Raw genomic sequence first — 13,966 nt, forward strand, 5'->3', positions numbered from 1 at the left:
GCTAAGCGATTAAGGGCGAGCGGATTTAGCGGTTGGTTTGGTGGTGTGGCTTTTCCCTTTAGGCGATGATGTTTTTTTAGCCGCATGAGGTTTGGTATTGCTGCGCAGTGCATCAAATCCAGGTTGGGTATTGGTATGCTTGGTAGCAAAGCGATTGGCACCGTGGCGTCCCGACTTACGTCGTTGCGCAGGAGTGCGAGCGTCAACATCATCAGCGGGTACTAAACAGGTTGCTTTGTCTCCGATTAAATGTTTCTTGCCCATGTTAATCAGAGCTTCACGGATCAAAGGCCAGTTAAGCGGATCATGGTAACGTAGTAATGCTTTATGCAATCGACGTTGGCGCTCACCTTTAGCGACAGTAACCTCTTCCCGTTTTTTGTATTTGACTCGTTTTAATGGGTTGGTTTCTGAGTAATACATTGCTGTCGCGTTACACATCGGTGATGGGTAGAAGTTTTGTACCTGATCACATTGATAGTTATTAGACTTTAACCACAGCGCAAGGTTGAGCATGTCCTCATCCTCGGTACCTGGATGAGCAGAAATAAAGTAAGGGATTAAATACTGTTTTTTACCCGCTTCCGCACTGTATTTCTCAAACATCTCTTTAAAACGGTTATAGGTGCCCATACCCGGTTTCATCATCAGATCGAGCGGGTTCTTTTCGGTGTGTTCAGGAGCAATTTTTAGATAACCGCCAACGTGGTGAGTGACCAGTTCACGGACATACTCTGGAGATTCAATCGCTAAATCATAGCGTACACCAGAAGCAATCATCACTTTTTTGATGCCCTTTACCTTGCGCGCTTCACGATAAAGATCAATGGTATGTTTATGATCAGTATTGAGTTTATGGCAAATACCCGGAAAAACACACGATGGACGACGACAGTTCATTTCTGCTTTAGGATCGCTACAACCCAAACGGTACATATTGGCGGTTGGACCTCCTAAATCGGAGATCGTCCCAGTAAATCCTGGCACTTTATCGCGAATTTCTTCCATCTCATTGAGGATTGACTCTTTTGAGCGGTTTTGAATAATTCGTCCTTCATGCTCAGTAATTGAGCAAAATGAACACCCCCCAAAGCAGCCACGCATGATATTTACTGAGGTCTTGATCATGTCGTAAGCGGGGATTTTTGCTTGGCCGTATTGAGGATGAGGCACTCGGGCGTAATTTAATCCAAATACGTAATCCATCTCTTCAGTGGTGAGTGGGATTGGGGCTTGGTTGACCCACAATTCACGATCACCATGACGCTGAATTAATGCACGTCCCGAATAGGGATTGGTTTCTAAATGCAATACGCGGCTCGCATGGGCGTATAATATCCGGTCATTATTCAGTTTTTCAAAGGCTGGTAAACGTACGGCTGTCGTCGCTGCATCGTGACGAGAAGGGCGAATGGTGATTGGCTTGGCTTCGGCTTCTTTTTCCTGATTAGTCTCACACTGGGTTTCTACTGCATAAGGGTTTATCGGTACAAACGCTTTACCCGGTTTTTCAATCCGTGAAGAGTCAATAATCGTGTAATGTTCGGGTGCTGCAGGAAGGATAACCGCCGTGCCGCGGATATTGGTCATCTCAGTGATAGCGTCGCCATTAGCCAAACGATGAGCGACTTCGACTAAAGCACGCTCGGCGTTACCAAACAACAAAATATCTGCTTTGGAATCGAACAGCACCGAGCGACGAACTTTATCAGACCAATAATCATAATGAGCAACGCGGCGTAAGCTCGCTTCAATACCACCTAAGACTAATGGGACATCTTTATAAGCTTCTCGGCAGCGTTGAGAATAGACTAACGTGGCGCGATCAGGACGCTTACCACCTTCATTATTTGGCGTATAGGCATCATCATGGCGCAGCTTTTTATCAGAGGTGTAGCGGTTAATCATCGAGTCCATATTGCCTGCGGTGATGCCAAAAAAGAGATTTGGCTTACCGAGGGCCATAAAAGCCTCTTTATTATGCCATTCAGGCTGTGCAATGATACCGACCCGAAAACCTTGCGCTTCTAGTAAGCGGCCAATGATCGCCATCCCAAAACTGGGATGATCAACATACGCATCGCCAGTGACAATAATAATATCGCAGCTATCCCATCCTAGCGCATCCATCTCTTGCTTACTGGTAGGAAGAAAGGGTGCCGTTCCAAAACATTCAGCCCAGTATTTTTTGTAGTGATGGATAGGAGTGATCTTGCTGTGCATATTCTAACCTCTAATAGATAAGCCGCGCATTATAACGACTTGTATCAGTAGTATCTAGGGGAACCTGTTAAGTCATGTCGGGCTTCTTGTGGCGATAAATAATGACGATTAATTTTTGGTGATGAATTTAAATGGGTTACTGAAGATCCGAAAATCACCGTCACTTTCTGTGATATAGGCTACAATATTTAATAAGCAAATGGTTTTTATTTATGTAAGTTCATTGCTTCATGGTGAGTATGGCTTGCTAATAAGTATCGGTCACGTTGAAGAGCTGGGATAATTATGGCACAAGCAGATTCTCAAGAATGCTTGCAGAAGAAGGCATTAAAAAATCCTACCAGTGTAGGATACCGTTCGATTGCATGGTCACTGAATATTGAGACTCATGAGTTCATTTGTGACCAAGCCGTACTCAATAGCCTACTTTCTTCGAAGCACTCTTTTACTAATATCAAAGATTTTTTACGTTATATGACGCCGAGTAAGGCCGCTGAGATGAAGCGTTGTTTCAAATATGTGATTGAAACAGGCGAGAGTCATCATTTTAACTGCAGCTTGGTTATTGCTGAACAAACGTTGATTTATGTGGAGTTTTTGATTGAGCGGGTTTCAACCGTTTTACTTAAAGGTACTGTACAGCCATTAATGATTTTAGGCTCGATTAGAGAGTTAGCTAAACTTTTTGAAGATCTTTTTGATAATACGCACCATGGATTTATGTTGACTGATCAAGAGACACGGATTTTGGCATGTAACCGTTATTTTGAGCAATATTCGGGCTTTAAACAAAGTGAATTACTCGGTTTAAAGGCGAGTATTTTTAATAGTCAGAAGCACTCAGCCAATTTTTATCAATCTATGTGGCATGACATTAATCATTATGGTAGTTGGAGCGGGGTGATTTTAAATCGATTAGCATCAGGAAAAATCTCGCCACAAGAGTTGACCATTCAGAAAATTACTTTACAGGATGGTCGGGTCTTTTTTTTAGGGATGACTTTGGATTTGTCAGAAAACCTTTATCGGGTAGCCGATACCCCATTAGGTGAAATTGATCTGCTCACCCAATTGCCAACAGAAGATAAATTTAAAGATTTACTAGGTGTTTACCAGAGAGAAAATCAAGAAGATACCACATTAATCGTGCTTGTTTTTCAACCTAAATTTTCGACAGATCATCATCATGCTGAGATGGTCATGTTATCTAATTTCTTGGTTAATAGTGAAGAAGTAAAATTGGCAGGTTACGTTGGTAAAGATATTTATGCTGTGTGTTTAGCGTGTACTAAGTGTCAAAAAACGACGGACTTTCGACAAATTCAGCATGCTATTCGACGTTTTATGCAAGATTTGAAAAAAGAATCTGAAATATACGCGACGGTGATCGGTGGTCGTATTGGTGTTTCGGTTTTAGAGTTAGACGCTAAAACTCCTGCTAGAATGGTCACTCATGCCATGCAGGCGATGCTTGAGCAACATGCTGGTGAATCAAAGACGATTAGCTTCTATCACAGTGAGATACATCAACAAGTTAAGCGTCGAAAATCTTTAGAGGATTTAGTGAGCAAAGCGATCTCTGAAAGGGATCTCGAGGTACATTATCAGCCGATTGTCGATACCAAAACCTGGGAAATAGCGAAGTTTGAAGCGTTATGCCGTTTTAAACCCACTAAGGATAATGCATTCACGACTCAAGAAATGATCAGTATTGCTGAGGATCTTAACTTGATCAGCGAGTTAGATAGAACGGTCGGTATTCTCTCTTTACAAGCTTTACCTAAGATTAAGATGTTATTTGGGCAACATATCGGATTAACCATTAATCGCTCTTTTAATAGCAAAATGGATGCGGTGCAAATATTAACCAATACCTTAGAAATGATAGAAAATTACACCGATAGCCCACAATCAATTACGATAGAATTAACAGAAAGTGCTTATTTTGATAGCCAGTCACAACAAGCTAACGCATTAAAATCACTACGTGAACAAGGTGTGACCGTTGCGATTGATGATTTTGGTACTGGATATTCTTCGTTTACTTATTTAAGTGATTGTCATTTTGATTATTTAAAAATCGATCGTGAGTTTGTTACTGATATTCAGCTTGGTAGTAATAAATGCAAAATAGTAAATATGATCATTGGATTATGTCATAGTCTAGGGATTAAGGTTGTTGCAGAAGGGGTCGAAACTGAACAAGAAGTGATGGTATTAAAGTCATTGGGCGCCGATTATATGCAAGGCTATTTCTTTTCTAAACCATTGCCTTTTACATCATTACATCAAGCGAAAAATTATCGTCGAAATTTAGTTACAATCGATACTGAACCTGATCAACAACAAAAGAAAACCAGCTTAATCCATTTATTTAAAGGTAAACCGCATCTTGATCCGAGTGAGCCCCTCTCTTTAGTCGACAAGTATTTTAAAGTGACACAAACTGACGCACTACCGGTTATCAATAAAGGGGTTTGTGTTGGAATTGTGCTAAGAGAGACGTTAAATTTGCACTTAACCCCAACGATGGGGACTGAGCTGGAAACGATGCGTGAAGCCGCGATTTGGCGACGACCTGTTAATCAGTTAATGCAAATCCATTTTACCCAACTCAAGGCGGATACCAAACAAGATAAAATCTCGGAATTAATCAGTAATGAAACCCCCTTTCCTTGGGTTTTGGTGGATGGTGAGAAGTATAAAGGTTTACTAACACAAGCGGATGTCTTGCTGCATTTAGCAGAAAGACAACCGTGTTTGTAATTAGCTATGGCGTTATAGCCCATTCTTTACCCTAAAATACCCATAATCGACTTGAGTGCTTTAGTACGTCGTTTGGGTATCTCGGTTTAGAGCAGCTTTGCCTTAGAGCAATAGATTAACCGCTCTGTTTAGGTGTCATTATGCTGATTTGCTTGATACTTGTATCACCAAACATTTGCTTTGCTCGATGCTGCATCTCTTCAGCACGAATGCTATTCGCCGTATCTTCGATATTCATTAGAGCTTCAATACCATAACCATGAATAAGGTAACGGCTAAGCATTGATGCCATTTGTTCTGGTCTATCTTGTAATGGTTTTAAATCTACGATGAGTTGTTTCGCGACAGTTTGTACTTCTTCTTGGCTGATATACTGCGTTAAACTCTCGATAACTTCCTGAACAGCTTGTTGTGTTTGCTCAACATAAGCCGAATCAATGGTGGTAATAAATGACCAATCAGAACTCGGTTCACTATCCTTATTGAGTGGGATAACCTCAGGGGTATAATCCAACCCTTTATTTTCTCTAATGTTGGCTAATAATCTTTGTGTCGCTAAGCGATAGAGCATGTCTTCTAGGAACACGGTTTTTGCGCTTTTGACTGAGGAATCAGCAGCAATATAACGATGAACAATCAGAGTGTGGTTGTCTGTATTTATCGGTAATTCTAATTGTGAACTGATGGAGGTTGAATAGTCCGCAGTAAGTCTAAGTGGTTGCGATGGCGCTAGTGGAATATTAGCAATATATTGACGTAATAAGGGAGTGATGGTCGAGGGTGTCACATCGCCAACGATAACCAAAGTAAAGTTACCTTGCTGAAAGAGTTGTTGATGCACTTGCATGACTTGATCTGCCGTCGGAATCGGTTGATCTTGAGTATCCCTAAACCAATGGGCACTGCTCGGATTATAAGAATCATGGCTAACGGTTTTAATGAGTTGGCCAAGGGGCGTCGCCACAAATTGACTTAAGTTAGCTCTGTGTTGCTGATTGGTCGTATCCAGTTTTATGAGATCAAGATTTGGCCGTGTAGAGAACTGGTGAATCATCGCGAACCCTTCATCTAAATCCTTTTGATTCATTTCCAATCTTAACCAGTGTGAGGTGGTATCAATAAAGGTCGCCATCGACATATTTTTGCGTTTCAAGTAGCTGTCCGTTTGTGCTCCATTCATGTCACCCAAACCCGATTGCATCAGAACGGTCGGTGAAATATCGGTTGCATAAAATAGGTCATTGGGTAAAGCAGCGTAGCCACCTAAGCTAGAGTAAAAAAGTTGCAGCTTTTTTTTCCCACTATATGTTCTTAATAAATAAGCATCCACACCATTTTCTAATTGCCAATGAACAATATCAGGGTCGGTGTGGATAGACTGTGAGCTAATAATCTCTCCTTGTTGTATCGGTTGATACAATGCAGGATTAATGTCGGCTATTTCAGTTTTTATCCCACGGCGTTGCTTGGTTTTTTGTATATGATCTCGTTGATTGGTGAGTTTGGATAAAGTTTCTTGTCGATCAGCACCAATAATGATGGTGGCATCACTACGCAGTAACTGTTTTAAGTGACGATTGACCTCTTCAACAGAAGCTTTGCTGAGTAACTGTTTTAGACCATACTGAAAATCGAGGTCACTTTGTAGTACCTCTTGGTTAGAGATAGCCCAAACTCGATCATTCGCATGTTCAGGGGGTAACCGATTATGCTTGTTTTGAGTCGCATACAGGAGGTCATCTTGGTACGAATGAAGTACCGCCTGTAGCTCTTGCTCGCTGACGCCAAAATCACGGAGTGACGACAATGTCGATAAGGTAAGGTCGGTGACCATACCTCTTTGTTGGTAAGGAAAAGCCACACTGATCAGAGAATAGCGTTGATCAAGTATACGATAACTGATCGTATGTAATTGAGTATGAACTTGTGCGGCTTGATTAAACTCGGCAGCAAGTCGATAAGAGATGAGTTGTTCAGCAATATTATCTAGACGATGATTAATTAACTGTTCGTGATTGGTAATACGATGTTCTCCACGATCGATTAACAGAGAAAAACTTGGGTGTTCACCAGTCGCGACGTAATCAATAAAATCTTGTGTATCCAATTTTGTTTGACTTGGAAGAACTGGGCGAAGTGTTTCACCAGCCTGCCAGTCAGCAAAGTACTCTTGTATCCATTTTTCACCTTGTTCGAGAGTGACATTACCCGTAATGACAATTTCTGTTAATTGAGGTTGATACCACGTTTGATAAAAGGTTTTTAGGCGTTCAGGAGTCGCTTGTTGAACACTATCTCGCGTTCCTAATACGTCATGTTGAGCATAAATCGTTTTTGCGATTAATTGCTCATAAAATTTTTGTTCAAATGGTTTATCGTCACTTATTCGATAACGAAATTCACCCATGATCACGCCTTTTTCTTTTTCAACTTCTTGCGGCGTAAAATGTAGACCGTCGGCAATATCTCTAAACCAGAGTAATGCTTTGTCTATCGCTAGGTTATCCGGCAAATCGAGGCTATAGACGGTTTCTTTGTAGCTAGTAAATGCATTCAGGTCGGCCCCAAAACTGGCTCCGGTCTGCTGCACCATCTTAATCACATCATTATGTTGGTAATGGATACTGCCATTAAAAGCCATATGTTCGACGAAATGCGCGTAGCCGGATTGTTCAGGACTTTCTTGTAGCGACCCCGCATGGACATAAAAACGAATGGAAACGGGTTGATGATGATCAGGGTACAGATGATAGGTTAAGCCATTCTCTAATTGACCCGTTACCCATCGCTGATCGGCTTGTAAAGGTGTAGTAGGGTGGTGAGAGACACAACCCAGTAAAGAAAGGGAAACTAACCCAGCCATTATTCGTGTGTTCATAGTGACCTCTTGATTTTTTTCGTACTATAAACAAGAAGTCGTTCATGATGGTGCTAGATATTTATGATTCTCGATGAGAATAACGAATCGAATCAATAAGAATGATATGACTGTCAATATTAAAATCGAGGTAGGCAGAGGTGTGACGCTTTTGTTATCATCCCCATCCGTTTTTCATTATGTAACGAAGAATTTATGCTTTATTCCCTATTGAGTGTGATGGCTCCTATGTTATTGGGCGCACAAGTGTTGTTGACCCTCGTGTTGGTCAAAGGCGATATTTGTCCTGGGCAACGGGGGCGAATACATAAAGTGCTGCCTGTGCTGGCTATTTTATGGGTTGCGGTTGCGTCATTAAAAGTTGAGGCATTTTTAGTCGTATTTGCTTTGCTTTATTTTTACTCGCAAGTGCAAACTAAAAAAACACGTCAAGAAGGGCCGTTGTGGGTGATGTATCTGGCTGATGGTTTAGCATTAGCCTTTGTCGCGATTTTGATCACTGAAACGGTTAATTGGTCTGCAAGCTTGTCTCTGCTCAGCCTGATATTTTTATTAGGCGCGTTATTAGGGCACCTGTTATTAACTATTGCTCGTACGCGTTTACAAGCCTTTCATCGTCTATTGCCAGTGATGGGAATTTTGTCGGCGATGATCGCCACACTCTGTATTGTTCCTTATTCCTATCAACTCGATGCGCAATCTCTCTCCGCATTGACTCAACCTTTATTGATAAGTTTTTCATTACTAGTGATAGGTATTGTGGTTTGGTGTTGGCATTTATTATTGGTTAAGCCTGTGAGCAAAGGACAATTGATCCTTGCCCAAACGTTGATTTTGATTGCGGCTACGGGTTTTCATCATCTTTACCTGTAATTGACTGTGTTTCGAGAGACGGCTCACTTTCCATTCGACTAATTACGACTAAGCTTATTAATAGGGCGTATGGCGATAGAGGAGCATGATGATGGATTTAAGCAATGTGAGCCGTCTTGATGATGCCATTTTACTCGGTATTGTAAATGAGAAGCTGCGGCTTGAATGTGATAGCTTGGGTGAATTAGTCTCAATGTATGAGATGAATGAAGAACATGTGGTTGGTAAGCTGCAAAACTTAGGTTTTAGATACGACCCTCTCACCAACCAGTTTAAAGCGGTCTAACTTTACGAGGCCTATTGATTTTTAAGCCATCTTGATCCCCTCAAGGTGGCTTTTGCATTGTTGGCGAGCAATAGCGAAGAAGGCTTGTAAGTAATGTTTGTTTTTTTCACTATTACGAGTTGCCGCAAATAGCCTGCGCCACAAGCCATCGCCTAGCGGCTTACTGGTGATCAACCCTTGACGTGAAAACTCACTGATCGCCCAATTTGGCAATGTTGCTACTCCTAATCCTGCAGAGACCATCTGCACCAACATCAGAGTGTTATCGGCTTGTTTCCATTTTGCGGGTTCAATACCTGCCGGTTGTAAAAAGTGCTTTACGACATCCAAGCGCTGTTTTTGTACCGGATAGCTCAGCATGGTTTGGTCGGCTAAATCGTGCGCACTAATCGAGGTTTTCTCTGCTAATGGATGAGTGGTTGCCGTGATCAAGCGCATTTCAAAATCAAACAGCGGCTCATAATGCACTTCAGAGCGAGGAAGAATATCTGATGTGATCACTAAATCAAGCTCTCCAGCCAGCAATGCAGGGAGGGGCTCAAAGCCAAAACCAGAAGAAAAATCGAGAGTAACGCTCGGCCAAGCAACTTGGTATTCACGTAACGCAGGCATCAACCATTGAAAGCATGAATGACACTCAATCGCCATGTGTAATCGGCCATTAACGTCTTCTTTTAGACTAGCCAGTTCATTTTCGGCTTTCGCCAGTCTCGGCAGTATTTCATCGGCGACTTTCAATAAAATATCTCCTTCAGAGGTAAAGCGCACAGGACGCGTTTTACGCAAAAAAAGTTGCCCACCAATTCGCGCTTCGAGATCTTTAATTTGATGCGATAGAGCCGATTGCGTTAAGTGGAGACTCGTCGCTGTTGCGGTTAGCGATCCTGTCTCACGTAGCGACACTAAGGTTTTTAAATGTTTAAGTTCTATCATGCGTCACCGTCATCGTTTTATCTTTATTCTGGTCTATTGCTATTTAACTTACGTTGTTTTTTTGGAGCTGTAAACATCTAGATGGCTGTTTGGCATTTAAAGAAGTGAAGTTATCGAACATCAACATGAATTTATTTAATAAACAAGTTGAATAATTGGCGATTGTACCGGCCATGGATTAGCGAGATAGTTTGGACATCCGGACATCTTTGGTGCGATGGATGTCTGCAAAAATGAATTATAAAAGGATAACAACCATGGCAACGACAACACATATTCTCGGCTACCCACGTATCGGTGAAAAACGTCAACTGAAATTCGCTTTAGAGCAATACTGGCGAGGTGAGATAACGCAAAATCAATTGCAACAGCTAGGCAGTGACATTCGACAACAAAACTGGCAATGGCAAAAAGATGCAGGATTAAGTTTTGTCACGGCTGGCGATTTTGCTTGGTATGATCATGTGTTAACGACCACCTTGTTACTTGGTCATGCGCCTAAGCGCCATCGTGATGGTTCGCCTGATCTGGATACCTTATTTCGTGTTGGCCGTGGTCAATCGCAAAATAGCTGTGGCTGCAGTGGCAGCGCCGCCTCGGATATGACCAAGTGGTTTAATACCAATTACCACTATATTGTGCCAGAGTTTAGTGCTGATGATAGTTTTGAAGTCAGTTGGCCGCAGCTGTTTGATGAAGTCAATGAAGCGATTAAAGCTGGTCATCAAGTTAAACCCGTGTTGCTAGGGCCATTAAGCTACTTGTATTTAGGTAAAGAGGTCGAAGAAGGATTTGATCGCCTAAGCTTATTACCAAGACTATTAACGGCGTATCAAGCTATTTTGGCTAAATTAGCCAAACAGGGCGTGACGTGGGTACAAATTGATGAACCGATTTTAGCCCTTGAGTTAGAGCCAAAATGGCAAGATGCGTTTAAATTAGCTTATCAAGTTCTGCAAGGAGAGGTGAAACTGTTACTCACCACGTACTTTGATTCGGTAGTTGATAGCTTAGATAAAATTATTGAATTACCGGTCAATGGTTTGCACATCGATCTTTCAGCCGCGCCTCAACAGTTAAATAGCGTGGTTGAGAAGTTACCTCAAGATTGGGTGTTATCGGCAGGGGTGATTAATGGTCGTAATGTATGGCGTGCAGATTTAGCCGCATTATTAACGTTATTACAACCCGTAAAAGAACAATTGGGTGACAGGCTCTGGTTGGCCAGTTCTTGCTCTTTATTACACAGTCCGGTGGATTTGGATTTAGAGTCAACTCTATCAGCGGAGGTGCGCAGCTGGTTTGCTTTTGCCAAGCAAAAAATTACCGAAGTGGCTTTACTCGCGAAAGCGCTCGATGGCGATCAAGCGGCGATCTTAGCTTGCGATACTTACAGCTTACCGATTGTCGCGCGAAAAAGTGCCCTGCATGTTAATAAGCCTCAAGTGCAAACACGTTTACAGAGTATTAGCCAAGCACTGGCAGAGCGCAGTGCACCATACAGTGAGCGAGCCTATCATCAGCAAGAAGTATTAGGTTTACCATTATTACCGACGACGACGATTGGTTCTTTCCCACAAACGGGCGATATCCGCGCTGAGCGCAGTGCTTATCGACAAGGTAAATTAACTCAAGATCAATACGAGCAAGCGCTTAAAGGGCATATCGCCGATGCGGTGCAGCGTCAGGAAGCATTAGGTTTAGACGTATTAGTACATGGTGAAGCTGAACGTAATGACATGGTGGAATATTTTGCGGAAAACCTCGCTGGTTTTCAAACCACGCAATTTGGTTGGGTACAGAGTTATGGCTCGCGCTGCGTTAAGCCGGCAATCGTAGTGGCCGATATTGAAAGAGAACAGCCAATAACAGTAGGTTGGTCGACTTATGCTCAGTCATTAACCAGCAAGCAAATGAAAGGGATGTTAACTGGGCCTGTGACCATTTTATGTTGGACATTCCCACGAGAAGATATTTCTCGTCAGCACATTGCTCAGCAATTAGCACTGGCTTTACGTGATGAAGTTGCCGATCTGCAAGATGCGGGCATCAATATTATTCAGATTGATGAGCCAGCGATTCGTGAAGGTTTGCCGCTGAAAAAGCGCGATCATCAAGCGTATTTACAGTGGGCTGTGGAGGCTTTTAAGATCTCTGCAGCGGTGGCGCGCCCAGAAACACAGATCCATACTCATATGTGCTACAGCGAATTTAACGAAATTATTGATTCTGTCGCTGCGTTAGACGCCGATGTAATTACCATCGAAACCTCACGTTCTAATATGGAATTGCTTAAAGCATTTGAGGTATTTAATTACCCTAATGCGATTGGCCCTGGTGTGTATGATATTCATTCCCCTAATATTCCTTCGCAACAATGGATAGAAGGTTTACTCCGTAAGGCGGCGGAAAAAATTCCGGTTGAACGTTTGTGGGTTAATCCGGACTGTGGCTTAAAAACGCGTAATTGGCCAGAGGTGGAAGCGGCATTAAACAACTTGGTGCTTGCAGCAAAAACACTACGTAATGAGTGGCAAACAAAAGCTTAACACTTCGGTTGAGGGATGTTTTTCTGTTGAATATAAAAAAGCCGCCATGGGTTTAAATGGCGGCTTTTTTGAGAACGTTCATTTTTTGATGGTTCTCAATCTTATTTATCTTGTGATAGACCGAGTAACGATTGTTGGATATCACTGACTGGTGTTTGCATGGTTGGCTGAGTGGTAATGCCCAATTGCTGTTTTGCTTCTTCAACGGTTAATCCTAGATGACAACACAGTAAATCGATTGCCATTTGGTAGCTATTGACTTCGGCCATGGTGGTAGTTTCCTTTGCTTGCTGTGATATATCCGCTTTTTAGCTGAATCTGCAAATAGTTTGCTTATAGCCATTGACTTAGATCAATCTAATCGCTTTAACTACGCCCCTCAATAAGACCAAAGTCTAACTTTTTACTGATCGGATCTGTTGGTTAATTTCTCGGACATTAAATGTTGCAATTTAGCACTTAACCTTGAATATTAAATCGATAACACTATCTCTATATAAAAGTAAAAGTTGACTGATATATCATCGGTACAATTAATCAAAACATCCTATTTGGAGAGAAGTAATGAAGCGAGTATTTTTATTCTTAGCAACCAACCTAGCCGTTGTGCTGGTGCTCAGTGTTGTTCTGAATATCGTTTATGCAACAACAGGCATTCAGCATGGTAGTTTGTCTGGCTTGTTAGTTTTGGCAGCGGTATTTGGTTTTGGTGGTTCATTTATTTCACTTCTTATGTCAAAAAGTATGGCTCTGCGCTCGGTAGGAGGCAGAGTCATTGAAACGCCACGCAATGAGATGGAACATTGGTTACTGCAAACCGTCGAGCGTCAATCGCAGCAAGCGGGTATTGGTATGCCGACCGTGGCTATTTATGATGCCCCTGATATGAACGCATTTGCTACAGGTGCCAAGCGTAACGACTCGTTAGTCGCTGTATCGACCGGTCTATTGCACAACATGACTCGTGATGAAGCAGAAGCGGTATTAGCCCATGAGGTAAGCCATATTGCTAATGGGGACATGGTAACTATGACATTGATGCAAGGCGTAGTGAATACCTTCGTGATATTCTTATCGCGTTTTATCGCTAATATTGTTTCTTCTCGCAACTCAGATGAAGGGCAAGGTAGCAATATGATGGTTTACTTTGGTGTCTCTATGGCTTTGGAATTGGTGTTTGGTTTCTTAGCGAGCTTTATCACTATGTGGTATAGCCGCCATCGTGAATTTCATGCGGATGCAGGCGCTGCTCAACTAGTGGGTAAACACAAAATGATTGCCGCTTTAGAGCGTTTGAAAATGAGTCACGAGTCGGAGTTAGAGGGGTCGATGATGGCGTTTGGTATTAACGGTAAGCGTACGGTTATGGAGCTATTGATGAGCCATCCACCGTTAGATAAACGTATTGCCGCATTACGTAACTCATAATCCATTATTTATCATTCATTAACCAGCCTT

9 protein-coding genes are annotated in these 13,966 nt (G+C 42.2%); 5 read left to right on the top strand and 4 right to left on the bottom strand.

The genetic code is table 11. The features are described 5' to 3' along the window. Positions 1-9 precede the first annotated feature (9 nt). Complete coding sequence (locus FKN88_RS05265) at positions 10-2,223, bottom strand: YgiQ family radical SAM protein (protein ID WP_154167881.1); 2,214 nt, start codon at positions 2,221-2,223, stop codon at positions 10-12. Between the two features lie 285 nt (positions 2,224-2,508). On the opposite strand from FKN88_RS05265, the gene FKN88_RS05270 reads away from it, so the two are divergent. After that, complete coding sequence (locus tag FKN88_RS05270) at positions 2,509-4,989, top strand: EAL domain-containing protein (protein ID WP_154167883.1); 2,481 nt, start codon at positions 2,509-2,511, stop codon at positions 4,987-4,989. A gap of 115 nt (positions 4,990-5,104) precedes the next feature. On the opposite strand, the gene FKN88_RS05275 is transcribed toward FKN88_RS05270, so the two are convergent. Continuing rightward, positions 5,105-7,867, bottom strand: coding sequence for a pitrilysin family protein (locus tag FKN88_RS05275; RefSeq protein WP_154167885.1), 2,763 nt, complete (start codon positions 7,865-7,867; stop codon positions 5,105-5,107). A 195-nt stretch (positions 7,868-8,062) separates the two neighbouring features. On the opposite strand from FKN88_RS05275, the gene FKN88_RS05280 reads away from it, so the two are divergent. Then, positions 8,063-8,740 carry a hypothetical protein gene (locus FKN88_RS05280; RefSeq protein ID WP_154167887.1) on the top strand — a complete coding sequence of 226 codons (678 nt, stop codon included), beginning with the start codon at positions 8,063-8,065 and terminating at the stop codon, positions 8,738-8,740. A 91-nt stretch (positions 8,741-8,831) separates the two neighbouring features. Beyond that, a complete protein-coding gene (locus FKN88_RS05285; protein ID WP_040904231.1) occupies positions 8,832-9,026 on the top strand; it encodes a DUF4250 domain-containing protein in 195 nt (64 codons plus the stop codon). 21 nt (positions 9,027-9,047) lie between these two features. Here FKN88_RS05285 and metR read toward each other — a convergent pair whose 3' ends face one another. Beyond that, positions 9,048-9,959 (bottom strand): HTH-type transcriptional regulator MetR, encoded by a 912-nt coding sequence (gene metR, locus FKN88_RS05290; protein ID WP_154167889.1) that lies wholly within the window; start codon positions 9,957-9,959, stop codon positions 9,048-9,050. Positions 9,960-10,216: 257 nt separating this feature from the next. Between metR and metE the strand changes: the two genes are divergently transcribed. Then, positions 10,217-12,508, top strand: a complete 2,292-nt coding sequence (metE, locus tag FKN88_RS05295) for a 5-methyltetrahydropteroyltriglutamate--homocysteine S-methyltransferase (RefSeq protein WP_154167891.1) — start codon at positions 10,217-10,219, stop codon at positions 12,506-12,508. Between the two features lie 101 nt (positions 12,509-12,609). Here the strand turns inward: metE and FKN88_RS05300 are convergent, their stop codons facing one another. Continuing rightward, the gene (locus FKN88_RS05300; RefSeq protein WP_004395053.1) at positions 12,610-12,777 is read right to left on the bottom strand and encodes a hypothetical protein; all 168 of its coding nucleotides are present in this window, start codon (positions 12,775-12,777) and stop codon (positions 12,610-12,612) included. Between the two features lie 295 nt (positions 12,778-13,072). Between FKN88_RS05300 and htpX the strand changes: the two genes are divergently transcribed. Next, positions 13,073-13,936, top strand: a complete 864-nt coding sequence (gene htpX / locus FKN88_RS05305; protein WP_154167893.1) for a protease HtpX — start codon at positions 13,073-13,075, stop codon at positions 13,934-13,936. Positions 13,937-13,966 lie beyond the last annotated feature (30 nt).

Origin of the sequence: Vibrio sp. 2017_1457_13 (genome assembly GCF_030851525.1) — a bacterium.
GTDB classification, from domain to species: Bacteria; Pseudomonadota; Gammaproteobacteria; order Enterobacterales; family Vibrionaceae; genus Vibrio; species Vibrio metschnikovii.

What these genes read in the sequence shown, in the direction of transcription:
- FKN88_RS05275 (WP_154167885.1), bottom strand. Translation starts at nt 7,867, where the DNA reads ATGAACACACGAATAATGGCTGGGTTAGTTTCCCTTTCTTTACTGGGT.
- metE (WP_154167891.1), top strand. Translation starts at nt 10,217, where the DNA reads ATGGCAACGACAACACATATTCTCGGCTACCCACGTATCGGTGAAAAA.
- htpX (WP_154167893.1), top strand. Translation starts at nt 13,073, where the DNA reads ATGAAGCGAGTATTTTTATTCTTAGCAACCAACCTAGCCGTTGTGCTG.
- FKN88_RS05270 (WP_154167883.1), top strand. Translation starts at nt 2,509, where the DNA reads ATGGCACAAGCAGATTCTCAAGAATGCTTGCAGAAGAAGGCATTAAAA.
- FKN88_RS05280 (WP_154167887.1), top strand. Translation starts at nt 8,063, where the DNA reads ATGCTTTATTCCCTATTGAGTGTGATGGCTCCTATGTTATTGGGCGCA.
- FKN88_RS05265 (WP_154167881.1), bottom strand. Translation starts at nt 2,223, where the DNA reads ATGCACAGCAAGATCACTCCTATCCATCACTACAAAAAATACTGGGCT.
- metR (WP_154167889.1), bottom strand. Translation starts at nt 9,959, where the DNA reads ATGATAGAACTTAAACATTTAAAAACCTTAGTGTCGCTACGTGAGACA.
- FKN88_RS05300 (WP_004395053.1), bottom strand. Translation starts at nt 12,777, where the DNA reads ATGGCCGAAGTCAATAGCTACCAAATGGCAATCGATTTACTGTGTTGT.
- FKN88_RS05285 (WP_040904231.1), top strand. Translation starts at nt 8,832, where the DNA reads ATGGATTTAAGCAATGTGAGCCGTCTTGATGATGCCATTTTACTCGGT.